Below are 19,920 nucleotides of genomic sequence, written 5' to 3'. Positions count from 1 at the left end.
AGATAGCATGATCGTTCGTCCTGTACGCAGCAGCGATTTACCCGCGCTGATCGAATTGGCCCGCAGCACCGGCACCACCGGGCTGACCACCCTGCCGGCCAACGAAGAGCGCCTTGGCCACCGCGTCGGCTGGGCCGAAAAGAGCTTCCGTGGCGAAGCCGAGCGCGGCGACACCGATTACCTGTTCGTGCTGGAGAACGATGAAGGCCTGGTGGTCGGCATCAGCGCCATCGCCGGGGCCGTGGGCCTGCGTGAGCCCTGGTACAACTACCGGGTCGGCCTCACCGTCAGCGCCTCCCAGGAGCTGAAGATCTACCGCGAAATCCCCACGCTGTTCCTGGCCAATGACCTGACCGGCAACTCCGAGCTGTGCTCGCTGTTCCTGCGCAGCGATTACCGCTCCGGGCTCAACGGCCGCCTGCTGTCGCGTGCACGCATGCTGTTCATTGCCGAGTTCCCTGAACTGTTCGGCAACAAGATCATCGCTGAAATGCGCGGCATGTCCGACGAGCAAGGCCGCTCGCCGTTCTGGGAAAGCCTGGGCCGGCACTTCTTCAAGATGGAGTTCAGCCAGGCCGACTACCTCACCGGTGTTGGCAACAAGTCGTTCATTGCCGAGCTGATGCCCAAGTTCCCGCTGTACACCTGCTTCCTGTCCGAGGCTGCGCGCGATGTCATTGGCCGTGTGCACACCGACACCGAGCCTGCGCTGGCGATGCTCAAGCAGGAAGGCTTCAGCTATCAGGGCTACGTCGACATCTTCGACGCCGGCCCGGCCATCGAATGCGAGACATCGAAGATTCGCGCCGTGCGTGAGAGCGAGACCCTCGTGCTGGCCGTGGGTACCCCGGGCGATGACGCGACCCCCTACATCATCCACAACCGCAAGCGCGACGACTGCCGCATCACCGCAGCGCCTGCGCGCCTTGCCGCAGGCACCCTGGTGGTCGATCCGCTGACTGCCAAGCGCCTGCGCATGGGTGCCGGCGACAACGTACGTGCCGTACCGCTGTCGGCAAGCCGGGAGGCCCAGTAAATGACCACGCATTACATCGCAGGCAACTGGCTGGCCGGCCAGGGCGAGGTCCTGCAGTCGCTCAATCCGGTGACCCAGGCCGTCGTCTGGCAAGGGCAGGGCGCCGATGCCGGCCAGGTTGACGCAGCCGTCAAGGCGGCCCGCCAGGCATTCCCGGCCTGGGCGCAGCTGAGCCTGGAGGCGCGTATCGACGTGCTGGAGAAGTTCGCCGAGCAGCTGAAGCAGCATGCCGAGGCGCTGGCCCACTGCATCGGAGAGGAAACCGGCAAGCCGCTGTGGGAATCGGCCACCGAAGTGACCAGCATGGTCAACAAGGTGGCGATCTCGGTGCAGAGCTACCGCGAGCGTACCGGCGAAAAGAGCGGCCCGCTGGCCGATGCCACGGCCGTACTGCGGCACAAGCCCCATGGCGTGGTGGCGGTGTTCGGCCCTTACAACTTCCCCGGCCATTTGCCCAACGGCCATATCGTACCGGCACTGCTGGCTGGCAACTGCGTGGTATTCAAGCCCAGTGAGCTGACCCCCAAGGTCGCCGAGCTGACGGTCAACTGCTGGATCGCCGCCGGCCTGCCGGCTGGTGTGCTCAATCTGCTTCAGGGCGCCCGTGAAACCGGTGTGGCGCTGGCCGCCAACCCGGGTATCGACGGCCTGTTCTTTACCGGCTCCAGCCGCACCGGCAACCTGCTGCACCAACAGTTCGCCGGCCGCCCGGACAAGATCCTCGCCCTGGAAATGGGCGGCAACAACCCGCTGGTGGTGGATGAGGTCAAAGACCTCGACGCCGCGGTGTACACCATCATCCAGTCGGCGTTCATCTCTGCCGGCCAGCGCTGCACCTGTGCCCGCCGTCTGCTGGTGCCGCAGGGCGCCTGGGGCGATGCGCTGGTTGCGCGGCTGGTCGAGGTGTGCCGGAGCATTACCGTCGGTGCCTTTGACCAGCAGCCAGCGCCGTTCATGGGCTCGGTGATCTCGCTGCAGGCAGCGCAGGCACTGATTGCGGCCCAGGCCGAACTGCTGACCAAGGGAGCCGTGAAGCTACTGGCCATGACCCAGCCCCAGGCCGACGCCGCACTGCTGACGCCCGGCATTCTCGATGTCACCGCCGTGGCCGATCGCCCGGACGAAGAGTTCTTCGGCCCGCTGCTGCAGGTGATCCGCTACGCCGACTTCGATGCCGCCATCGACGAGGCCAACAACACCCAGTACGGCCTGGCCGCCGGCCTGTTGTCCGACTCCCGGGCGCGCTACCAGTACTTCTGGCTGCGCAGCCGTGCCGGTATCGTCAACTGGAACAAGCAGCTGACCGGCGCCGCCAGCAGCGCGCCGTTCGGTGGCGTGGGTGCCAGTGGCAACCACCGCGCCAGTGCCTATTACGCAGCCGATTACTGCGCTTACCCCGTGGCTTCGCTGGAGACCGCCAGCCTTGCCTTGCCGGCGACCCTGACGCCGGGCGTCACCCTATAACAACAGGTCACGGAGCCTAGCCGATGAAATCCTATGAAGTGAATTTTGATGGCCTGGTGGGGCCTACCCACAACTACGGCGGCCTGTCCTACGGTAACGTGGCTTCACAGAGCAACAGCCAGCAAGGGTCAAACCCGCGGGAAGCGGCACGCCAGGGCCTGGCCAAGATGAAAGCGCTGGCCGACATGGGCTTCAAGCAGGGCGTGTTGGCACCGCAGGAGCGCCCGGACGTGGCCGCCCTGCGCCGCCTGGGCTTCAGCGGCAGCGATGCCGAGGTGATCCAGCGTGCCGCCAAGGAGGCCATGCCACTGCTGGTCGCCAGCTGCTCGGCCTCGAGCATGTGGGTGGCCAACGCTGCCACCGTCAGCCCGAGCGCCGACACCGCCGATGGCCGCGTGCACTTCACTGCCGCCAACCTCAACTGCAAATACCACCGCAGCATCGAGCACCCGACCACCAGCCGCGTGCTGGCGGCGATGTTCAACAACGAGAAACACTTTGCCCACCACGAAGCTCTGCCTGCCGTGGCACAGTTCGGCGACGAGGGCGCGGCCAACCACACGCGCTTCTGCCGCGAATATGGCGAGGCTGGTGTGGAATTCTTCGTCTATGGCCGCAGTGCCTTCGACAGCCGCTACCCCGCACCGCAGAAGTACCCGGCGCGGCAGACCCTGGAGGCTTCCCAGGCCGTCGCCAGGCTTCACGGCCTGAGCGATGACGGTGTGGTCTACGCTCAACAGAACCCAGCGGTGATCGACCAGGGTGTGTTCCACAACGATGTGATTTCGGTCGGTAACGGTGAAGTGCTGTTCTACCACGAGGACGCTTTCCTCGAGACCAACGAGGTGCTTGGCCAGCTGCAGGCTAAACTGGCCAGCAAGGGTGGCAACTTCCAGGCCATCCGCGTGCCGCGTTCGTCGGTAGCGGTAGAGGATGCAGTGCGCTCCTACCTGTTCAATAGCCAGCTGCTCAGCCGTGACGATGGCTCGATGCTGCTGGTGGTGCCGGAAGAGTGCCGCAACAACGAGCGGGTTTGGGCTTATCTGAGCCAGCTGACCGCCCAGGGCGGCGCGGTGAAGGAGGTCAAGGTATTCGACCTCAAGCAGAGCATGCAGAACGGCGGTGGCCCGGCTTGCCTACGTTTGCGCGTGGCATTGAAGGAATCGGAACTGGCGGCGGTCAATCCAGGCGTTATCATGACCGCCCCGCTGTACGACACCCTGGTGCAGTGGGTCGACAAGCACTACCGCGATCGCCTTGGCGAAGCCGACCTTGCTGACCCGCAGCTGCTGCTGGAGTGCCGTACCGCGCTGGATGAATTGACCCAGATCCTGAAGTTGGGCTCGGTGTACCCGTTCCAACGCCAACCTTGAAGAGAGAATTTGCAATGACCGACGCCCTGCGCCTGATCCTCGAAGATGTAGACGGCACCCAGCTGGAAACTTCCTGCACCCGTTTTGCCATTGTCTGGCAAGGCAAGGAAGTGTGGGTTCAGCAGGACGGCCGTGGCCAGCTGCTGATCGGCGTAGATGTCGAGGAAGGCGATGCTGAATACGCCAACCTGCTGCTGCGCCCGATGGCCACCAACCTGGTCAGCCTGCAGCTGGAAATGGAGCCGGCGGAAGTCGGCGAAGATGACGATCACGTCCATGGCCCCGACTGCGGCCACCACCACTAAGGAAGCGCCTATGCTCGCCCTTGGCAAATTGCTCGAGCTGACCCTGACCGATCACGAGCCGGCCGAGAAGACTCAAGTGACACCCAAGGGCGTGCGGTTGCGCTGGCTGGGGGAGGGCGCACTGGAAGTGCGTCCACCTGAAGGTGAGGATTGTGGGCTGGACCTGCTCTTGTCTGCCGGTATCCACGGCAACGAGACGGCACCTATCGAGCTGCTCGAACGGCTGTTGCATGGCGTGGCCAATGGCAAGATCAAACCCCGTGCGCGGATTTTGTTCCTGTTCGGCAACCCGGTCGCCATCCGCAAGGGTGAGCGTTTCGTCGAGCAGGATATCAACCGGCTGTTCAACGGTCGTCACGAGCTCTCCAGTGGCTTCGAGGCATTGCGTGCGGCCGAGCTGGAGCAGTTCGCCCGCGTGTTCTTCAGCAAGCCTGAGCGCACTCGCCTGCATTACGACCTGCACACCGCGATTCGCGGCTCGAAGATCGAGCAGTTTGCCCTGTACCCCTATAAAGAGGGGCGCAAGCATTCCCGGCGTGAGCTGGCTCGCCTTGCCGCAGCCGGCATGGAGGCGGTGCTGTTGCAGAGCAAGTCTTCGATCACCTTCAGCGCCTTTACCTACGAACAGCTGGATGCCGAGGCATTCACCCTGGAACTGGGCAAGGCACGGCCGTTCGGGCAAAACGAGCAGGTCAACCTCGACAAGCTCGAAGAGCGGTTGATCCGTATCATCGAGCACACCGAGCCAGAAGACGAGGGCTCGCTGGATGGTCTGCAGCTGTTCAGTGTTTCCCGCGAAATCATCAAGCACAGTGACAGCTTCCACCTGCACTTGCCGGCGGATGTCGAAAACTTCTCCGAGCTGAGCAAGGGCTACCTGCTGGCTGAAGACCTGGCCGAGACGCGCTGGGTGGTCGAGGAGGAGGGCGCGCGCATCATTTTCCCCAATCCCAAGGTAAAGAACGGTTTACGTGCCGGAATCCTGATTGTGCCGGATGCGGGGCAGCGCCTGGGTTGAGTGTCGCTGTAATTGCGCGGCGCGCGTCACTGCGCCGTGCATAGGGCATTCAATAATAGGCGCGCCCGGATAAACCCAGTTCCTCACGTAGCGCGTTTTCGTTAAAAGGTGAGGGGTTGGTGTCCGTCGGTGGGGTTTGCGCGTTTTCGTCGAAGTCAAAAAACAGCCCGGTGGGTAAGCCGATAGCCTGCAGTTGGGCTCGGGCTACGGTGATCTGTCGACGATCAATTGTTTTTATCTGGGTGGTACCGGGTACTGTTGTACCGTTGAACGCGTTATAGGCCTCGCACAAGCAGCGGTAGAAGTCGAACAGTGGCAGATTGTCGCTATCGGAGTGGGTCAGGTTGAACCACAGTTCGCCGCCCTCCGCGGGAAAGCCGGAGACCCACTCCAGGCTGCTGTTTTTACTCAAGTGGTGGTCGCTGTCGGTGGGGTCGGATATGTAAACGTCAAAATGGGTGATTTTCTGTGATTCGATGATCTTGATCCATGATCGCTTGGTTAGCTCTTCCAGCAAGCGTTGGCCACAGCGTGTATGGCGAAGGAACTTCAGATGGTTCTGGACCGCCTCTTTGAACGTATCGCTACCTAGTACCCTGAATGTATCGCTTCCCAGGGTATCAAGCGGTGCGTCCAGCGGTTGCTCAAAACGGGCATCGCCCGGCTGGTTGCGGGCGTAGATAACCGAGTCGTGGGGGTCATCAACCAGAATATGGCCTGTGATACGGCTACGCTGCTCAGCACCTTTGATAAAGGTCAGGCCTTGGCCAACGTTGATTTGCGTGTCACCAGTGCCGCTGAACACCTGGGTGATGCCGCCGCCCGTATCAATGCGTTTGTTCCCGTTGCCGGCCTGGATGATCACGGGCGTTTTGACGTCTTTCGCCACCTTGATACTGCCGCTACCGTCGGCAGTTCTTATGATTAGCGTTTGTCTGCGCGTCGGTGCAAGGACAAAGAGTTTGGTGCCCACCTGGGCCATCAGGTGGCAATCGTAAGTGGTTATTTCAATGTCTATTCCGGGTTCATGGCTTTCGATCACCATGTGGTGCTTGCCAGGGATCTGGCCTTGCTCAAACCATACCTGCTCGAGAAGGATGTCCAGCTTTTCGTCCCTGTACTCATAGAATTTATGGATATCCTTGTCTTCTGTGGCCGGGTCGATGAATTGTTGAAAGCCGCTGCTTCTACCGGAGATGAAGTAAATGGGGTTGGGGTGCATGTTGCTACCTCGCTGGCGGTGGGTGGCTATGTGCTGTCACGGATGGCCAAGGATAAGAAGCCAGCGATGGCGAGGCGTGGTAGTTATCTAGGCCCGGCACCAGAGGCGACGAGGAAGGGAAGCGGCCCGCAGGCCAGCTGAGCCACCGTCAATCGGATGCCTGGGGTGGCGAATTCATGTGTTTGGTCGTGTTGAGCGTATAAACACACTGTAACTCCCGTTCAGGCTGGCTATAATGGCGCCCTTTGCCGTCGTTTCGTCGATTCGACGTATTAGCCCAAACGGCCGCCGTTTCCGTGGAAGAACCTATGAAAAGCGCAGAAATCCGTGAAGCCTTCCTTCGCTTCTTCGAAGAGCAGGGCCATACCCGAGTCGCCTCCAGTTCGCTGATCCCGAACAACGACCCGACCCTGCTGTTCACCAACGCTGGCATGAACCAGTTCAAGGACTGCTTCCTCGGTGCCGAGAAGCGTGCCTACACCCGCGCTGTCAGCAGCCAGAAGTGCGTGCGTGCCGGTGGCAAGCACAACGACCTGGAAAACGTCGGCTACACCGCGCGTCACCACACCTTCTTCGAAATGCTGGGCAACTTCAGCTTCGGTGACTATTTCAAGCGCGACGCGATCACCTTCGCCTGGACCTTCCTGACCTCGGACAAGTGGCTGAACCTGCCCAAGGAAAAACTCTGGGTCACCGTCTACGCCTCTGACGACGAAGCCTACGACATCTGGACCAAGGAAGTCGGCGTGCCGGCCGAGCGCATGGTGCGCATCGGCGACAACAAAGGCGCCCCGTACGCCTCCGACAACTTCTGGACCATGGGCGACACCGGCCCGTGCGGCCCATGCACCGAGATCTTCTACGACCACGGCGCCGACATCTGGGGCGGCCCACCCGGCTCGCCGGAAGAAGACGGCGACCGCTACATCGAGATCTGGAACAACGTCTTCATGCAGTTCAACCGTACCGCCGACGGCGTGCTGCACCCGCTGCCAGCGCCGTCGGTGGACACCGGCATGGGCCTGGAGCGCATCAGTGCGGTAATGCAGCACGTGCACTCGAACTACGAGATCGACCTGTTCCAGAACCTGCTGTCCGCCGCGGCCAAGGCCATCGGTTGCAGCAACGACGGCCAGGCTTCGCTGAAAGTGGTGGCCGACCACATCCGTTCCTGCGGCTTCCTGATTGCCGACGGTGTACTGCCGTCCAACGAAGGCCGTGGCTATGTGCTGCGTCGCATCATTCGCCGCGCTTGCCGCCACGGCAACAAGCTGGGCGCCAAGGGCAGCTTCTTCTACCAGATCGTCGCCGCCCTGGTCGCCGAGATGGGCGAGGCCTTCCCAGAGCTGCAGAGCCAGCAGGCGCATATCGAGCGCGTGCTCAAGGCTGAAGAAGAGCAGTTCGCCAAGACCTTGGAACAGGGCCTGCGCATCCTCGAGCAGGACCTGGCCCAGCTCAAGGGCGACGTGGTCCCGGGCGACGTGGTGTTCAAGCTGTACGACACCTACGGCTTCCCGATGGACCTGACCGCCGACATCGCCCGCGAGCGTGAGCTGACCATCGACGAAGCCGGCTTCGAGCGCGAGATGGAAGCCCAGCGCGAGCGTGCCCGTTCCGCCAGCAGCTTCGGCATGGACTACAACAGCCTGGTCAAGGTCGACAGCGCCACCGAGTTCCTCGGTTATGACGCCACCGAAGGCCAGGGCAAGATCATCGCCCTGTACAAGGACGGCCAGGCCGTCGACCAGCTGGGCGAAGGCGAGCAGGGCGTCGTGGTCCTCGACCGCACCCCGTTCTACGCCGAGTCCGGTGGCCAGGTCGGCGACAGCGGCTTCCTGCAGGCCGGCGCCGCACGCTTCGACGTGCGCGACACCACCAAGACCGGCGGTGCCTTCCTGCACCACGGCGTGGTTGCCAGCGGTGCGCTGGTCATCGGTTCGCCGGTCGAGGCCAAGGTCGATGCCGAGGTGCAGCACGCCACCTCGCTGAACCACTCGGCCACCCACCTGCTGCACGAAGCGCTGCGCCAGGTACTGGGCGAGCACGTGCAGCAGAAGGGCTCGCTGGTCGACAGCCAGCGCCTGCGTTTCGACTTCAGCCACTTCGAAGCGGTATCGCCTGCGCAAATCAAGGCCCTGGAAGACATCGTCAACCGTGAAGTGCGCAAGAACACCCCGGTTGAAACCGAGCTGACCGATATCGAAACCGCCAAGGCCAAGGGTGCCATGGCCCTGTTCGGCGAGAAGTACGGTGATACCGTGCGCGTGCTGAGCATGGGCGGCGATTTCTCCGTCGAACTGTGCGGCGGTATCCACGCCAAGCGCACCGGCGATATCAGCCTGTTCAAGATCATCAGCGAAGGCGGCGTGGCCTCGGGCGTACGCCGTATCGAAGCGGTTACCGGCGCCGCTGCACTGGCCTACCTGAACGCTGCCGAAGAGCAGGTCAAGGAAGCCGCGCAGCTGGTCAAGGGCAACCGTGACAACCTGATCGACAAGCTGTCGGCTGTGCTCGAACGCAACCGCCAGCTGGAAAAGCAGCTCGAGCAGCTGCAGGCCAAGGCCGCCAGCGCCGCCGGGGACGATCTCTCCAATGCGGCCGTTGAGGTCAAGGGTGCCAAGGTGCTTGCAGCCCGCCTGGATGGGCAGGATGGCAAGGCACTGCTGGCGCTGGTCGATCAACTGAAGAACAAGCTCGGCCACGCAGTGATCCTGCTGGGCAGCGAGCATGAGGGCAAGGTCGTGCTGGTGGCCGGCGTGACCAAAGACCTCTCCAGCCAACTCAAGGCTGGTGACCTGATGAAACAAGCCGCTGCGGCAGTGGGTGGCAAGGGCGGTGGCCGTCCGGACATGGCCCAGGGTGGTGGCGTCGACGTCGCTGCACTGGACCAGGCCCTGGCGCTGGCCGTGCCGTTCGCAGAGCAGGGACTTTGAGATGAAGGGGCGGGTGGTCTAGTCATCCGCCTCTTCATGTTGGATGGTTTTTTTGAGGCCCGGTACGGGCTGAGGCACCATTGAAATGGCGTTGATCGTACAGAAATTTGGCGGCACCTCTGTCGGTTCCATCGAGCGGATCGAGCAGGTAGCCGAAAAGGTCAAGAAACACCGTGAAGCGGGCGACGACCTGGTGGTTGTGCTGTCGGCCATGAGCGGTGAAACCAATCGCCTGATCGATCTGGCCAAGCAGATCACCGATCAGCCGGTTCCGCGTGAACTGGATGTGATCGTGTCGACCGGTGAGCAGGTCACCATTGCCCTGCTGACCATGGCCTTGATCAAGCGTGGTGTGCCAGCGGTGTCCTACACCGGCAACCAGGTACGCATCCTCACCGACAGCGCGCACAACAAGGCGCGCATCCTGCAGATCGACGACCAGAAGATCCGTGCCGACCTCAAGGAAGGCCGCGTGGTCGTGGTGGCCGGTTTCCAGGGCGTCGACGAGCACGGTAGCATCACCACCCTCGGCCGTGGTGGCTCCGACACCACCGGCGTGGCCCTGGCGGCTGCGCTGAAAGCTGATGAGTGCCAGATCTACACCGACGTCGATGGCGTCTACACCACCGACCCGCGCGTCGTGCCACAGGCCCGTCGCCTGGAGAAGATCACCTTCGAAGAGATGCTGGAAATGGCCAGCCTCGGTTCCAAGGTGCTGCAGATCCGTTCGGTGGAGTTCGCCGGCAAGTACAACGTTCCGCTGCGCGTGCTGCACAGCTTCAAGGAGGGTCCAGGTACCCTCATTACCATTGATGAAGAGGAATCCATGGAACAGCCGATCATTTCCGGTATCGCCTTCAACCGTGATGAGGCCAAGCTGACCATTCGTGGCGTACCGGACACCCCGGGCGTTGCCTTCAAGATCCTCGGCCCGATCAGCGCTTCGAACATCGAAGTGGACATGATCGTGCAGAACGTTTCGCACGATAACACCACCGACTTCACCTTCACCGTACACCGCAATGAGTACGAAAAGGCCCACAGCGTGCTGGAAAACACCGCACGTGAAATCGGTGCCCGTGAAGTGATCGGCGACACCAAGATCGCCAAGGTGTCGATCGTTGGCGTCGGCATGCGCTCCCACGCGGGCGTTGCCAGCCGCATGTTCGAAGCCCTGGCCAAGGAGAGCATCAACATCCAGATGATCTCCACCTCCGAAATCAAGGTCTCGGTGGTTATTGAAGAGAAGTACCTGGAGCTGGCCGTACGCGCGCTGCACACCGCGTTCGAACTCGACGCTCCTGCCCGACAGGGCGAGTAACGCGTTGCCCGGAGGGCGCGGCTTGGCCGCGCCCTTCGCGTTTCTGGTCGCCACGCAGGCCCTGTCCTGCCGGCGGGGCGATCATCCAGGCTGTGTGTCGTCGTCCACGACTGGCCTGACATCCCAAGACTGAAATCCCTGAATGTTTTGCGTAAGGAGAAAGCTATGTTGATTCTGACTCGTCGGTGCGCCGAGAGCCTGATCATTGGAGACGGCGAGATCACCGTGACGGTGCTCGGCGTCAAAGGCAACCAGGTGCGTATTGGTGTCAGCGCCCCTAAAGAAGTGGCCGTTCACCGCGAGGAAATCTACCTGCGGATCAAGAAGGAGAAGGATGAAGAGCCAAGCCTTTAATTTTTTTGAAGTTTTTTTCAAAAAAAGGGTTGCAAAGGTGAAAGAGGTTCTTTAATATTCGCCTCGTGTTGCGGTGAGGTGGCCGAGTGGCCGAAGGCGCTCCCCTGCTAAGGGAGTATACCTCATAAGGGTATCGGGGGTTCGAATCCCCCCTTCACCGCCATTATTTGCGTAGGGCGCTGTAAACGGTAAGAACGCTAAGTCGTTGAAGTTAAACGAAAAAGTTCTTGCAAAAATGTTTCAGCGAACTATCATGCGCGGCAAGACATGGACTCATAGCTCAGCTGGATAGAGTACTCGGCTACGAACCGAGCGGTCGCAGGTTCGAATCCTGCTGAGTCCACCACTTTTGGAGTGGCTTTGTTTGCAAGGCTGCTTCAAATCAACCAGTGGTAATCTGGTCTAAAACTACCAATCGCGGACTCATAGCTCAGCTGGATAGAGTACTCGGCTACGAACCGAGCGGTCGCAGGTTCGAATCCTGCTGAGTCCGCCACTTTTTGAAGTGGCTCTGCTTGCAAAGTCGCTTCACCCGCCAGCGGTATCTGGTTTGAAACTGCCAACCACGGACTCATAGCTCAGCTGGATAGAGTACTCGGCTACGAACCGAGCGGTCGCAGGTTCGAATCCTGCTGAGTCCACCACTTTTGAAGTGGCTCTGCTTGCAAAGACGCTTCACCCACCAGTGGTAATCTGGTCTAAAACTACCACCACGGACTCATAGCTCAGCTGGATAGAGTACTCGGCTACGAACCGAGCGGTCGCAGGTTCGAATCCTGCTGAGTCCACCATACAATCAAGAAGCCCGCTCAATTGAGCGGGCTTTTTGCTTTCTGTTTCACTGCTTTGTCAGTGATGCCTGACTAGACTGCACAGTTACCGGCCCTACAAGTTTTGCGCGGTGAATGTGTTTTTTATTGCGCGCCTGCCGTCGCACTGATGGCTTCGAGCGTTGTCCCAGCTTTATCGCGCAAACGATTGTTCTGGCCAAAATTTTAAGCGATCTGACAGCTTAGGCAGTGTATGATTGCGCCCGTCAGCCCCGCCGGGGCTTGTGGAAAACCACCATGGACTTACCCAGTAGTTACTCCTTAACAAGATTCATACAGCTAGATCTGACTGATTGATTCTCCCGGCGTGCTCCGCTGCTGGGAGTGGAGTTCGCCTATGACTGAAGTAGAAGTAAAGAAAGCGCAAGAAAGCCTGCAGGATCGCCTGGCCCAGGTGGTCGAACTGCTGCAGCGCCAACGTGTGGTAGAAGACCTGACCCACCGTCAGGAAGGTCAGCACAATGACCTGGTGGAGAACCTTGTCCACCGCCAGAACCTGGTCGACCTGCAGCGCAAGCTGGACGACCTGCACCCTGCCGACGTCGCCTACATCCTCGAAGCCTTGCCCCTGCAAGACCGCCTGACGGTCTGGCAGCTGGTGCGCTCGGATCGGGACGGCGACATCCTCCTCGAAGTTTCCGACTCTGTTCGTCAATCGCTGATCGCCGACATGGACGATCACGAGATCCTGGCTGCCGCCAAGGAAATGGACGCTGACGAACTGGCCGACCTGGCGCCAGAGCTGCCACGCGATGTTGTGCACGAGCTGATGGAAAGCCTCGATGCCCAGCAGCGCGAGCGTGTGCGCTCTGCGCTGAGCTACGACGAGGAGCAGGTCGGTGCGCTGATGGACTTCGAGATGGTCACCATCCGCGAAGACGTCAGCCTGGAGGTGGTACTGCGTTACCTGCGCCGCCTGAAAGAGCTGCCCAACCATACCGACAAGCTGTTCGTGGTCGACTATGAAGGCATCCTCAAGGGCGTGCTGCCGATCAAGCGCCTGCTGGTCAACGACCCGGAGAAGAAGGTGGCGGAGGTCATGGCGACCGACCCGGTATCCTTCCAGCCCGAGGAAGATGCCTACGACGCGGCGCAAGCCTTCGAGCGTTATGACTTGGTATCGGCGCCGGTAGTCGATAAGGCCGAGCGCCTGATTGGCCGTCTGACCATCGACGAGATGGTCGACCTGATCCGTGAGGAGAGCGAGAGCGAAGTGCTCAACATGGCGGGTCTGCGCGAGGAGGAGGACATCTTCGCCTCGGTCTGGCGTTCGTTCCGCAACCGTTGGGCATGGCTGGCAATCAACCTCATTACCGCCTTCGTAGCTTCGCGCGTGATCGGCCTGTTCGAGGGGTCGATTGAAAAACTGGTGGCGTTGGCTGCGCTGATGCCGATCGTTGCTGGTATTGGTGGCAACTCAGGTAACCAGACCATCACCATGATCGTCCGTGCCATGGCGCTGGATCAGGTATCGCCGGGCAATACCAGCCGCTTGATGCGCAAGGAGTTGGCGGTATCGCTGATCAACGGCCTGGTGTGGGGCGGGGTGATTGGTGCGGTGGCGTTCTGGCTGTATGGCAGCTGGTCACTGGGCGTGGTGATGACCGCGGCGATGACCTTGAACCTGTTGTTGGCGGCGTTGATGGGGGTGTTGATTCCAATGACCCTGGCCCGCCTGGGGCGTGACCCGGCGATGGGTGCGAGCGTGATGATCACGGCTGTGACCGACAGTGGTGGCTTCTTCATCTTCCTGGGCCTGGCCACACTGTTCCTGCTGTAATGCGAGTGGGGCGCCTTGCGCGCCCTTGGTCATTTTGCAGGCGCAACGAAAAAAGCCAGCTTACGCTGGCTTTTTCGTGTCTGCTTGCTGCCGGCCTCAGGGGGCGTCGGCGGCCATTTCCACATCGTGAGCGATGAGGGCCACCAGCGCATTCTGCTGACGGTGCGACAGCTGGCGGAAACGTTGCAGGAGCTCGCGCTCGTGCAGCGACAGCTCCGGGCTGTCCAGGCGCATGCTCAGCTCGTCGCCCAGCGCACCTTCCTGGATAAGGCTCTGCTCCAGGCGCGCGATGATCTCGGAGTTCATGCTGCGGTGATGGTTGCGCGCTACCTCGGCAATGCGCTCACGCATCCCGTCTGGCAGGCGGACGACGAACTTGTCAGCGGTGCGGCTCGAATAAATAGCCTGTTTCATTGGGCGCATATAAATTGACCGGATTTACTGGTTCAGGGGAAGCGGTTCTCAAATTGGCCGCACGGGGTGGAAGTACGACCGTGGCGACGACAAAATGTTCAACCGTCATGAAAATTTGGATGGTCATCTTGCCTCATGGTCGCCGATTCCTTGGCGTCAATTCTGTGACAAATAGTGAGCCGGATAAAGGCTTTTTGCCAGTACCAATTATCAGAAATGAGCACTGGTTTGAAAAGTTTTGCATTATCCGGCCCGCCGCACCGTCAGCCTTTTGCCGTCAAAAACCTGTAAAACGCAGCAAAGGCCCCAGAAAACACCTAGAATGCGCGGGTTTCCTTCCATAGAGCATAGTGGCTATGCAACATGACGCAAGCGCCCGAGATGTAGCCTCAGGCCGCCTGATATTCCTGGTAGGACCCTCCGGTTCGGGAAAAGATTCCCTGATCGATGCTTCTCGCGCGCAATTGTCTGCTGCAGGGGTGGAAATTGCCCGTCGCGTGATCACCCGTTCCGCCGAGGCCAAGGGTGAATCTGCCCACGGCGTCAGCGCCGAGCGGTTCGCGCAGCTGCGCGAGGAGGGCGCTTTCGCCATGCACTGGCGAGCCAATGGTCTGGAGTACGGCATTCCGGCCCAGGTGGATCAGTGGCTGGCGCAAGGGCGCTCGGTGCTGGTCAATGGTTCGCGGGCATATCTGCATGAAGCACAGGCGCGCTACCCAGATCTGTTGGTCGTGTGCCTGGACGTGCAACCCGAGGTGCTGCGTGAACGCTTGCTCGCTCGCGGGCGGGAAACCCCGGAGCAGGTCGACCAGCGCCTGGCGCGCAATGCCCGGCTGCAGCTTCAGGCTGCACCGTCGGTCCACCACCTCGACAATTCAGGTGATCTGGCAACGGCAGTTGCGGCCTTGCTCGATCTGCTGCATCAGGAAAAGTTGATTGCCTGAGCGGCTCTCAGAAATACCCTACGTGCAAAAAGCCCGATTCAGGCATGACAAACGGTGGCGCGCTGGTTAACATGCTCGCCGTCCCGCTGTTGCTGCATTCAGGCAGCACACATGGCTGGCGGGTTTCAGTCCCTGTAGTTTAATGGATAGAACGGGGTCCTCCTAAGACTCTGGTGCAGGTTCGATTCCTGCCGGGGACGCCATCCACGCTAAATCCCTCCCTCTGCCCCTCGTTTCCTTTGCACAAGGCCGACGTGCGCTGCGCGCGCCCGAACCGGAGCTTGCTGTCATTTCATCGAGGGTCCAAGGATGCTTGCCGCCACCTGCTTCAAGGCCAGCCAGGCGCTGCCTGTTGCCAATCAATTGCTGCTCAACCCGCTGCGGCCAGCTGCCGCAAGGGGGAGATCATGAGCGCCATACTGGAACTGCTGGCCCGGCCCCTGCTGCCTGGCCAGCGCAGCCTGCCCTTGCTGGTCGAGGCGCCCCACGCCGGCCTGGACCTCAACGAGGCGCTGGAGCCGATCCGCGAACTGGTCGACCGGCACTTGCTCGACGCCGGCGGCATCCTTTTTCGCGGCTTCGAGGTAGGCGGCGCCGAGGCCTTCCGCAGCTTCGCCGGCGGCTTCGGCCACCCGCTGCTCAATTACGAGTTCGGCTCTACCCCGCGCAGCAACGTTACCCAGGGCGTGTACACCTCCACCGAGTACCCGCCGCACCAGAAGATCCCGCTGCACAACGAACAGGCCTACACCCGTGAATGGCCGATGAAAATCTGGTTCTACAGCATGATCGCCGCCGAGAGCGGAGGGGAGACGCCAATCGCCGACAGCCGCGAGGTGTTCCGCCGGATCGACCCGCGCATCCACGAACGCTTCAACCGCCATGGGCTGATGTACGTGCGTAACTTCGGCAATGGCCTGGATGTGCCTTGGGAGCAGGTGTTCAACAGTGACGACCCGGCAGTGGTGGAAGCCTACTGTCAGCGCCATGCGATCACCTGCGACTGGAAGTACGACGGCGAGTTGCGCACCCGCCAGGTCTGCCAGGCCGTGGCCCGCCACCCGCGAACCGGCGAGGATGTATGGTTCAACCAGGCGCACCTGTTCCATGTGTCCAACCTGCCGCCCGAGGTGCGCGAGAGCCTGCTGGAGGTCGTCGACGAGGAAGACCTGCCACGCAACGTCTACTACGGCGACGGTTCGCCCATCGAAGACGCGATCCTCGACGAGGTGCGCGGTGTGCTGGATGAGTGCACCATCGCTTTCCCGTGGCAGGAAGGCGATGTGCTGATGCTCGACAACATGCTCGCCGCCCACGCCCGCAGCACCTTCACCGGCAAGCGCAAGGTCATCGTGGCCATGGCTGAAGGCCACGCCGCGGGCTGAATCAGGCGGCAGGGCAGGGTCCGCCGGCATACCTTCGGGCGCACCGGCGGGTTTTGCATATAGCACCTAAATGCGAGCCGTAATCATTCGTTCAACAGGTATCGCGGAGCCCAGGGCGGCTCCCATCACCGGTTCGGACGACCTATGAGCACCCTCGATCAATCCCTGAAGCTGGCGCGCCGCTTCATTGAACTGCCGCTGGAAAAACGCCGTGTCTTCTTCGCCGCCCTGCGCGACGAACAGGTCGATTTCACCAGCTACCCCATCCCCGACTGCAGCGGCATCGCCGGCCGCGACCAGCTCTCCTATGCCCAGCAGCGCATGTGGTTCCTCTGGCAGCTGGAGCCGGGCAGCGCTGCTTACAACCTGCCAGGGGCCGTGCGCCTGCTCGGCGGCCTGAGTCACCAGGCGCTGGACCTGGCCTTTGCCGATCTGGTGCAGCGCCACGAGTGCCTGCGCACCACCTTCGGGGAAGTTGACGGGCAGGCGTTGCAGCGTGTCGGTGACGGTGCGCAGGTGCAGGTTCGCCATGTCGACCTGTCCGGCCTGGATGCAGATCTGCGCCTGCAGCGCACCCGCGAAGAAGTCGCCCGCGAAGCCGGCCAGCCGTTCGACCTGCAACAGGGCCCGCTGCTGCGGGTGGCGCTGCTGCAACTGGCGGCGGATGAGCATGTGCTGCTGCTGACCATGCACCACATCATTGCCGATGGCTGGTCGATGAACATCCTGATCGAGGAGTTCATGCGCTGCCTGGACGCCCGCAGCGCTGGCAACCAGGCTCAGTTACCGGCGCTGGCCGTGCACTATCGCGACTACGCCCTGTGGCAACGCAGCTGGATGGAAGCCGGCGAGCAGGCCCGCCAGCTCGACTACTGGCGCGCTCAGCTGGGCGAGGAGCATGAGCCACTGGAACTGCCCACCGACCGCCCACGCCCGGCCCAGCCGAGCCATGCCGGTGCGCGCCTGGAGTTCGCCATCGACGCGGAGCTGCGCAGCGGCCTGAAGGGGCTGGCCCAGCGTCAGGGCACGACCTTGTTCGTGGTACTGCTGGCGGCCTTCAAGACCCTGCTGTACCGCTACAGCGGGCAAGGCGACATCCGCGTCGGCGGCCTGATTGCCAACCGCAACCGCAGTGAGGTCGAGGGCCTGATCGGTTTCTTCGTCAATACCCAGGTGCTGCGCAGCCAGCTGGATGGGCGCCAGACCTTCGAGCAGTTGCTGGCAGCGCTGCGCCAGACGGCCCTTGGCGCCCAGGCCCACCAGGAACTGCCGTTCGATGCACTGCTGGAGGCGCTGCAGCCCAGCCGCAGCCAGAGCCACAACGCGCTGTTCCAGGTCATGTACAACCACCAGCCGCTGGTCACCGACATCCAGGGCATGCGCCTGGGTTGCGGCCTGCAGCTGGCGCATCTGGACGCCGAACAGAGCGTGGCCGGGGCCCGCAGCCATGCCGCAGCCAGTGACCTGATGCTGGAAACGCGCGAGGAAGGCGAACGCTTGCTGGCCGCCTTCACCTACGCCACCGATCTGTTCGACGCCGCCACCGTCGAGCGCATGGCCGGCCACTGGCGCAACCTGCTGCGCAGCGTGCTGGCCGACCCGCAACGCCGAATCGGCGAGCTGCCATTGCTCGATGCCGCAGAAACCCGCCAGTTGCAGCATTGGGCACTGCGCGCACCTGCCCCGCAGGCCTCGGCACTGGCCCATCAGCGTTTCCAGGCCCAGGCAGCACGCACGCCCGAGGCGGTCGCGCTGGTGCTGGCCGGCGAGGGGCAGGGCGCCAGCCTGAGTTACGCTGAGCTGGAGCGTCGCAGCAACCGCCTGGCCCAGCGCCTGGTGCAGTCGGGTGTCGGCCCCGAGGTGCTGGTCGGTGTGGCACTGGAGCGCTCGCTGGACATGGGGGTTGCCTTGCTGGCGGTGCTCAAGGCCGGCGGAGCCTATGTGCCGCTGGACCCGCAAGCGCCCAGCGAACGCATCGCCCAGGTGTTCGCCGACAGCGGCCTGCGCCTGCTGCTGACCCAATCGAACCTGCTGAGCCAGCTGCCAGAGGCTGAGGGTATCGAGGTCCTGTGCCTGGACCAGGCGCAGGGCGAGCAACCTGAGCATGCACCGCAGGTATCACTGCAGCCCGGCAACCTGGCCTACGTGATCTACACCTCCGGCTCCACTGGCCGCCCCAAAGGCGTCGCCATCAGTCATGGCGCGCTGGCCGAGTTCTGCGAACTGGGGGCCGACTATTCGCGCCTGACCGCGGATGATCGCGTGCTGCAGTTCGCCACCTGCAGCTTCGACGGTTTCGTCGAGCAGTTCTACCCACCGCTGTGCGTCGGTGCCCGCGTGGTGCTGCGCGACAGCCGCCTGTGGGACAGCGCCAGCTTCCTGCAGGCACTGGAGCAACACGGCATCACGGTCGCCGACTTGCCGGCCGCTTATTGGCACATGCTGGTGCAGGATTACGCGCGCGACACGCCACGGGCGTTTGCCGCACTGCGCCAGGTGCATGTCGGCGGCGAAGCCATGGCGGTGGACGGCCTCGACCTGTGGCGCCGCGCCGGCCTCGCTGGTGTGCGCCTGCTCAACACCTATGGCCCGACCGAGGCCACGGTGGTGTCCAGCATCCACGACTGCACGGCGTTGGCATCGCCGGATGTGTCCTGGCGAGGCATCCCCATTGGCCAGGGCCTCGCCGGCCGCCGCTTGCGCATTCTTGACGGCGAAATGCAGGCAGTGCCGGCCGGTGCCATCGGCGAGCTGTACATCGGAGGGCCCGGCCTGGCGCGTGGGTATCACGGCCAGCCCGCGCTCAGCGCCGAACGCTTCCTGCCCGACCCCGAAGCCCCCGGCGAGCGCCTGTACCGCACCGGTGACCGTGCCCGCTTCGACGCCAGTGGCGCCATCGAATACATCGGCCGCGTCGACCATCAGGTGAAGGTGCGCGGCTTCCGCATCGAGCTTGGCGAAATCGAGATGCGCCTGCATCAGTGCCCTGGCGTGCGGGAGGCGGCGGTGCTGGCCCTGGACATGGCCGGCGGCCGGCAACTGGTGGCCTATGTGGTCACCGAAGCAGATGACACCCGTTCCGACGCGCGACGCCAGGCGATCCGCGAGGGCCTGCGCGCGACGCTGCCGGACTACATGGTTCCTTCGCACCTGATGCTGCTGGAGCGCCTGCCACTGACCCCCAGCGGCAAGCTCGACCGCAAGGCCTTGCCCGCGCCCGACCCGAGCCAGTTGCAGGCCAGCTTCCGCGCGCCGGTCAGCGAGCAGGAACAACAGCTGGCGGCGATCTGGATGGAGGTGTTGCAGGTGCCCCGCGTCGGCCTCGACGACAGCTTCTTCGACCTGGGCGGGCACTCGTTGCTGGCAGCCCAGGTCATTGCCCGGATCAAGTCCGAACTGGGCGTAGCGCTGCCCATGCGCAGCCTGTTCGAACGCCCGCACCTGGCCGCCCTGGCTGAGGAGCTGCAGGCCCTGGGCGGCACCGCCGACGAGGACTGGGCCGACATGGAAGCGTTCATGAATTCACTGGAGGAGGTTTGAG

15 protein-coding genes and 6 tRNA genes are annotated in these 19,920 nt (G+C 62.5%); 18 read left to right on the top strand and 3 right to left on the bottom strand.

Annotated features, from left to right (window positions below; all coding sequences use genetic code 11):
- The first annotated feature begins 7 nt into the window (after positions 1-7).
- Genes astA through astE form a run of 5 tightly spaced genes read left to right on the top strand, consistent with a single transcriptional unit; the run spans position 8 to position 5,196 of the window.
- Positions 8-1,036 (top strand): arginine N-succinyltransferase, encoded by a 1,029-nt coding sequence (gene astA, locus C2H86_RS04325; RefSeq protein ID WP_159411571.1) that lies wholly within the window; start codon positions 8-10, stop codon positions 1,034-1,036.
- Positions 1,037-2,500, top strand: a complete 1,464-nt coding sequence (gene astD / locus C2H86_RS04320; protein ID WP_159411570.1) for a succinylglutamate-semialdehyde dehydrogenase — start codon at positions 1,037-1,039, stop codon at positions 2,498-2,500.
- Between the two features lie 23 nt (positions 2,501-2,523).
- Positions 2,524-3,873 (top strand): N-succinylarginine dihydrolase, encoded by a 1,350-nt coding sequence (gene astB / locus C2H86_RS04315; protein WP_159411569.1) that lies wholly within the window; start codon positions 2,524-2,526, stop codon positions 3,871-3,873.
- A 14-nt stretch (positions 3,874-3,887) separates the two neighbouring features.
- Positions 3,888-4,178 (top strand): hypothetical protein, encoded by a 291-nt coding sequence (locus tag C2H86_RS04310; protein WP_027921097.1) that lies wholly within the window; start codon positions 3,888-3,890, stop codon positions 4,176-4,178.
- Positions 4,179-4,188: 10 nt separating this feature from the next.
- Complete coding sequence (gene astE / locus C2H86_RS04305; RefSeq protein ID WP_159411568.1) at positions 4,189-5,196, top strand: succinylglutamate desuccinylase; 1,008 nt, start codon at positions 4,189-4,191, stop codon at positions 5,194-5,196.
- Between the two features lie 49 nt (positions 5,197-5,245).
- On the opposite strand, the gene C2H86_RS04300 is transcribed toward astE, so the two are convergent.
- Positions 5,246-6,418 (bottom strand): M91 family zinc metallopeptidase, encoded by a 1,173-nt coding sequence (locus C2H86_RS04300; protein WP_159411567.1) that lies wholly within the window; start codon positions 6,416-6,418, stop codon positions 5,246-5,248.
- Positions 6,419-6,726: 308 nt separating this feature from the next.
- Between C2H86_RS04300 and alaS the strand changes: the two genes are divergently transcribed.
- The 9 genes from alaS (at position 6,727) to mgtE (ending at position 13,636) form a co-directional block, all read left to right on the top strand.
- Entirely contained in the window at positions 6,727-9,351 is a 2,625-nt protein-coding gene (gene alaS / locus C2H86_RS04295; RefSeq protein ID WP_159411566.1) for an alanine--tRNA ligase, read from the top strand.
- A gap of 85 nt (positions 9,352-9,436) precedes the next feature.
- Positions 9,437-10,672, top strand: coding sequence for an aspartate kinase (locus C2H86_RS04290; RefSeq protein WP_085675858.1), 1,236 nt, complete (start codon positions 9,437-9,439; stop codon positions 10,670-10,672).
- A 165-nt stretch (positions 10,673-10,837) separates the two neighbouring features.
- Complete coding sequence (csrA, locus tag C2H86_RS04285; protein WP_003254503.1) at positions 10,838-11,026, top strand: carbon storage regulator CsrA; 189 nt, start codon at positions 10,838-10,840, stop codon at positions 11,024-11,026.
- 72 nt (positions 11,027-11,098) lie between these two features.
- A tRNA-Ser gene (locus C2H86_RS04280) sits at positions 11,099-11,189 on the top strand.
- 106 nt (positions 11,190-11,295) lie between these two features.
- Positions 11,296-11,372: transfer RNA gene (locus C2H86_RS04275), tRNA-Arg, on the top strand.
- 73 nt (positions 11,373-11,445) lie between these two features.
- Positions 11,446-11,522 (top strand) — tRNA-Arg (locus tag C2H86_RS04270).
- Between the two features lie 71 nt (positions 11,523-11,593).
- Positions 11,594-11,670: transfer RNA gene (locus C2H86_RS04265), tRNA-Arg, on the top strand.
- Between the two features lie 70 nt (positions 11,671-11,740).
- Positions 11,741-11,817 (top strand) — tRNA-Arg (locus C2H86_RS04260).
- A 376-nt stretch (positions 11,818-12,193) separates the two neighbouring features.
- On the top strand, positions 12,194-13,636 hold the full coding sequence (gene mgtE / locus C2H86_RS04255; protein ID WP_103446435.1) for a magnesium transporter: 1,443 nt from the start codon (positions 12,194-12,196) through the stop codon (positions 13,634-13,636).
- A gap of 96 nt (positions 13,637-13,732) precedes the next feature.
- Here the strand turns inward: mgtE and C2H86_RS04250 are convergent, their stop codons facing one another.
- Together C2H86_RS04250 and C2H86_RS04245 are read right to left on the bottom strand one after the other, a co-directional pair.
- Positions 13,733-14,059: an Arc family DNA-binding protein gene (locus C2H86_RS04250; protein ID WP_102683085.1), complete on the bottom strand. Its 327-nt coding sequence runs from the start codon at positions 14,057-14,059 to the stop codon at positions 13,733-13,735.
- Complete coding sequence (locus C2H86_RS04245) at positions 14,016-14,177, bottom strand: hypothetical protein (protein WP_163985918.1); 162 nt, start codon at positions 14,175-14,177, stop codon at positions 14,016-14,018. Before C2H86_RS04245 ends, C2H86_RS04250 begins: the two co-directional genes overlap by 44 nt.
- 229 nt (positions 14,178-14,406) lie before the next feature.
- Here C2H86_RS04245 and phnN point away from each other — a divergent pair, with 229 nt between their 5' ends.
- The 4 genes from phnN (at position 14,407) to C2H86_RS04225 (ending at position 19,919) form a co-directional block, all read left to right on the top strand.
- Entirely contained in the window at positions 14,407-14,994 is a 588-nt protein-coding gene (gene phnN / locus C2H86_RS04240; RefSeq protein WP_159411565.1) for a phosphonate metabolism protein/1,5-bisphosphokinase (PRPP-forming) PhnN, read from the top strand.
- A gap of 128 nt (positions 14,995-15,122) precedes the next feature.
- Positions 15,123-15,197 (top strand) — tRNA-Arg (locus C2H86_RS04235).
- Positions 15,198-15,401: 204 nt separating this feature from the next.
- Positions 15,402-16,379, top strand: coding sequence for a TauD/TfdA family dioxygenase (locus C2H86_RS04230; protein ID WP_159411564.1), 978 nt, complete (start codon positions 15,402-15,404; stop codon positions 16,377-16,379).
- 144 nt (positions 16,380-16,523) lie between these two features.
- Positions 16,524-19,919: a non-ribosomal peptide synthetase gene (locus C2H86_RS04225; RefSeq protein WP_159411563.1), complete on the top strand. Its 3,396-nt coding sequence runs from the start codon at positions 16,524-16,526 to the stop codon at positions 19,917-19,919.
- Position 19,920: the final 1 nt, after the last annotated feature.

Origin of the sequence: Pseudomonas putida, assembly GCF_009883635.2 — a bacterium.
GTDB lineage: Bacteria > Pseudomonadota > Gammaproteobacteria > Pseudomonadales > Pseudomonadaceae > Aquipseudomonas > Aquipseudomonas putida_W.
This window is presented reverse-complemented; position numbering and strand designations above follow the sequence as displayed.

Coding starts and splice junctions, on each gene's coding strand:
- astB (WP_159411569.1), top strand. CDS start 2,524: ATGAAATCCTATGAAGTGAATTTTGATGGCCTGGTGGGGCCTACCCAC.
- C2H86_RS04310 (WP_027921097.1), top strand. CDS start 3,888: ATGACCGACGCCCTGCGCCTGATCCTCGAAGATGTAGACGGCACCCAG.
- C2H86_RS04290 (WP_085675858.1), top strand. CDS start 9,437: ATGGCGTTGATCGTACAGAAATTTGGCGGCACCTCTGTCGGTTCCATC.
- phnN (WP_159411565.1), top strand. CDS start 14,407: ATGCAACATGACGCAAGCGCCCGAGATGTAGCCTCAGGCCGCCTGATA.
- C2H86_RS04250 (WP_102683085.1), bottom strand. CDS start 14,059: ATGCGCCCAATGAAACAGGCTATTTATTCGAGCCGCACCGCTGACAAG.
- astD (WP_159411570.1), top strand. CDS start 1,037: ATGACCACGCATTACATCGCAGGCAACTGGCTGGCCGGCCAGGGCGAG.
- csrA (WP_003254503.1), top strand. CDS start 10,838: ATGTTGATTCTGACTCGTCGGTGCGCCGAGAGCCTGATCATTGGAGAC.
- astE (WP_159411568.1), top strand. CDS start 4,189: ATGCTCGCCCTTGGCAAATTGCTCGAGCTGACCCTGACCGATCACGAG.
- C2H86_RS04300 (WP_159411567.1), bottom strand. CDS start 6,418: ATGCACCCCAACCCCATTTACTTCATCTCCGGTAGAAGCAGCGGCTTT.
- C2H86_RS04225 (WP_159411563.1), top strand. CDS start 16,524: ATGAGCACCCTCGATCAATCCCTGAAGCTGGCGCGCCGCTTCATTGAA.
- mgtE (WP_103446435.1), top strand. CDS start 12,194: ATGACTGAAGTAGAAGTAAAGAAAGCGCAAGAAAGCCTGCAGGATCGC.
- C2H86_RS04245 (WP_163985918.1), bottom strand. CDS start 14,177: ATGACCATCCAAATTTTCATGACGGTTGAACATTTTGTCGTCGCCACG.
- alaS (WP_159411566.1), top strand. CDS start 6,727: ATGAAAAGCGCAGAAATCCGTGAAGCCTTCCTTCGCTTCTTCGAAGAG.
- astA (WP_159411571.1), top strand. CDS start 8: ATGATCGTTCGTCCTGTACGCAGCAGCGATTTACCCGCGCTGATCGAA.
- C2H86_RS04230 (WP_159411564.1), top strand. CDS start 15,402: ATGAGCGCCATACTGGAACTGCTGGCCCGGCCCCTGCTGCCTGGCCAG.